Source organism: Peribacillus sp. P4_C12, assembly GCF_056402095.1.
Map to the genome: position 1 here is coordinate 1 of NZ_JBFUIB010000505.1, position 2,566 is coordinate 2,566.

Genomic DNA, 2,566 nt, shown 5'->3' on the forward strand with positions numbered 1-2,566 from the left:
ATCGAAATCACCGATAACGGGCCTGCAGCAACAAACAGCCATAGAACCCATCTGGGATAAGTATCCTTCTTCAACCATTTATTCCAGACTAAAGCGAACAAGGCTAAAGCGATTAAGCCTGAACCAATAATGACCATAGCATTGAATAAGATATGGACATAAAGCGGTGGCCAATACTCTTCTGGAAAATCGTTCAAACCGGTAACGACTGTATCAAAACTATTGCCTGATAAGAAGCTTAATACCCATGGAAATTCAATCCCATACTTCACTTCCTGAGCTTCCCTGTCGGTATAGCCGAATAAAGTAAGTCCTGCATGGTCCTTTGTTTCAAACAAGCCTTCTGCGGCCGCCAATTTTTCCGGCTGCTCCCTATATAAATGCTGGGTCGTCGCGTGACCGTTAAGTGCCGTCAAAAAAGAGAAGACCAATCCTAATACAATGCTGAGCTTTAATGCTTTTTGGTGAAAATTAAATTCAGTAGTACCAAATTTATTCTTCAGCATCTTAAAGGCTGCAACTGCTGCTACGACAAAAGCACCTGTCGTATAAGCTGTCAGTGCAGTATGTCCTGCTGTTACTAAGAAACTTGGGTTAAAAAAAGCCGCCCAAGGATCAACATCGACAATTTCCCCATTTTCAAACCGAAACCCAGCCGGTGTCCCCTCAAAAGCATGTACATTAGAAATCAAGACAGCTGATGCCATTGCTCCAAAAGCAACAAAGAATAAACTCACGACACGAGCCCATGGCTTGATTTTTTCAGCAGCATACACGTAGATGGACATGAACAACGCTTCGATCATAAATGCATAAATCTCAATCTGGAACGGAAGCGCCATAACTCGCCCAATCACTTCCATGAATCCAGGCCATAAAAGAGACAGTTGTACACCCGCAATCGTTCCAGTCGGAATCCCAACCCCAAGCAACACCCCTAATGTTTTAGTCCATCGTTTCGCCATGACAACATACTGTAAATCTTTTGTCCTTTGATACATCAATTCTGCCGCCAACATCATCATCGGCAACCCGACGCCAATCGTTGCAAATATGATATGTACAGCCATATTCGTCCCGAACATCGCACGGGCCATTTGTATATGATCCATACTGTCTTCCTTTCTAACCTTGTCTCCTGATAGTATCTCCGCATAAAAGGAAAATATTTAATGAAATTCCACATACTATGTTTTCTGAGTTTTTGTCGGAATTTTGTAGGTTGCTTACCGTTATTTGAGTATTAAATTACGTTTATTCTGTCGAGGTTATTCTTGGGATATATTATTTCCAGTTTATCGCTTCTTAACCTAGCTTAGATTGCATGTGCAAACGGCAATTTTATTATAGCTGTGCAAATAATAAATATTTCCTTCTCATAAAAATACACACATACCCTACAATATAGTAGTCTATGTGTGTATTTGCGGTCGGCATTGACATTTGCCCAATTTTAGGAGGGATTTTCACAAACATCAGATTAAAAGCACGGTTACTAGCCTATATATGTCAGGATCCTAAATACCCTTTGAACCTTCTTATCAATCACTTCCTGTGAATAATAAATCATCCTGTAACTGAATTAACATTTTTTCATTCCTTACATTTTGAATTATTATCTTTGCACCTCGTAGGTTATAAGTTTTATCTTCTATATGAAAGTTAAGGATAATCTACATTTAAAAACGTAGCCACATCTTTGCTTTTTTGTTTTCTCTGTTTCCGCATACTTGCTCGATCTAATGCCGTTTCATGTAATTTTTTTTCTTCTTCTGTCTCCGGAATAACTTGTGGAACACGTGTTGGACGTTTATGTTCATCAAGTGCAACAAATGTTAATAAAGCAGTCGCTGCAATTCTACGTACACTGCTTTTTAAATCTTCAGCAATAATTTTCACAAATACCTCCATTGAAGATGTGCCTGTCCATGCCACATAAGATATAAAACAAACTGAATCTGTTGTTCGAATGGGATGTAAAAAGTCAACTGAATCTGTTGAAGCAGTTACACATTCTCTTCGGCTATGACGTGCTGCAGAAATCGATGCTACTTGATCTACGTCACTCATTAACCGGCCGCCAAATAATGTATTATGATTGTTCACATCATTTGGGAATATACGACTTGTTCTTATCACCCTTGATTCTCTGCAATATTTTGCTTCTATAAACCCGTCCTCCTAAACATGGGACCTAAAATCACCTATGTAAACTTTTAGTATATGGTTATATTATGATACAATTTTGAGCTTTTTATCCTTTAAACACTATCCGCCTACGTAGCCTAATGTTCCGAGAATGCGTAGCTTATGTTTTAATATCATTCACCATCTGCTGTTGCTCAAGCTCTTTTCGCAGCATTAAAAGCTCCTCCTGTTCGAGTGAACGGCGAAAGAGTAGATGGGACTATCTATTTAGTTTCCCAGTTTCGAACTCTCAAATAAAATAACTCTCTCTTTAAGGATTCTTTACTAAATTGATGAGTTAATAATAATGGGTGTAGTTTGTAGTTTTCATTTTCACATTAGAAGTGGAAAGCCATTCGAGAACTTCAATATGTTGCTT

General features: G+C 38.5%; 2 protein-coding genes. Both read right to left on the reverse strand.

Annotation, left to right across the window (positions count from 1 at the left end; translation table 11 throughout):
* Window positions 1-1,112: cytochrome ubiquinol oxidase subunit I (locus tag AC1DUW_RS25595; protein ID WP_477643801.1), on the reverse strand; the 1,112-nt coding region annotated here is incomplete at its 3' end.
* 550 nt (window positions 1,113-1,662) lie between these two features.
* Window positions 1,663-2,169 carry an acyl-CoA thioesterase gene (locus tag AC1DUW_RS25600; RefSeq protein ID WP_056519293.1) on the reverse strand — a complete coding sequence of 169 codons (507 nt, stop codon included), beginning with the start codon at window positions 2,167-2,169 and terminating at the stop codon, window positions 1,663-1,665.
* Window positions 2,170-2,566: the final 397 nt, after the last annotated feature.